1 protein-coding gene is annotated in these 761 nt (G+C 53.0%); it reads left to right on the top strand.

Features of this window, described 5'->3' with window-relative positions; translation table 11 throughout:
* Nucleotides 1-324 precede the first annotated feature (324 nt).
* Nucleotides 325-761 (top strand): HAD family hydrolase (locus QVP67_RS06755; RefSeq protein ID WP_288179987.1); only part of this gene is annotated, 437 nt, incomplete at its 3' end.

The raw sequence follows: 761 nt of genomic DNA, 5'->3' as shown, positions 1-761 counted from the left end.
AGACTGGTTCCGCATCACCCCGTAAGCAGGAATTCTGTAAAACATTATAACCCTCAGCAGATAAAATCACAAACTGCTGATAATCACATGTATATGTGTTGACTATCTAAGTATACGACTGAGGTACCCTTGGTCGTATACTTAGACCCCCTCAGTCGTATACTTAGGTACCCTCGGTATACGACCGTGGTTGTCAGCATCCCCATCTGTCAATATTTATCAGATACACCACCCTCACCGGCTTCCGTACCCGCAGCAGACAGGCGCATTGCAGATGTGACCGGAAAATGTTACCTTTGCCGCCGGAAAATAAAACCTGTGAAGATGAAGAAACTGATAATATTCGACCTCGACGGTACACTGCTCAACACCATTGCCGACCTGGCACAGAGTACCAACCACGCCCTTAACGCTTTGGGCTATCCTACCCACGACGAAGCGTCGTACAAGTTCATGGTGGGCAACGGCATCAACAAGCTGTTCGAACGCGCCCTGCCCGAAGGAGAGAAAACCGAAGAGAACGTCCTGCGGGTACGTGCCCAGTTCATCCCCTATTACGACTGCCACAATGCCGACCGCAGTCGCCCCTACCCCGGCATAACCGAACTGCTAGAGCAGCTGCAGTCGCAACACACCCTGCTGGCGGTGGCCTCGAACAAGTATCACGCCGCCACCACGAAGCTCATTGCCCACTATTTCCCGCAGATACGCTTTGCCGCCGTCTACGGCCAGCGCGAAGGCATTGCCACCAAACCCGACCC

This window comes from Bacteroides sp. CAG:633 (assembly GCF_000435115.1).
GTDB classification, from domain to species: domain Bacteria; phylum Bacteroidota; class Bacteroidia; order Bacteroidales; family Bacteroidaceae; genus Bacteroides; species Bacteroides ndongoniae.
This window is presented reverse-complemented; position numbering and strand designations above follow the sequence as displayed.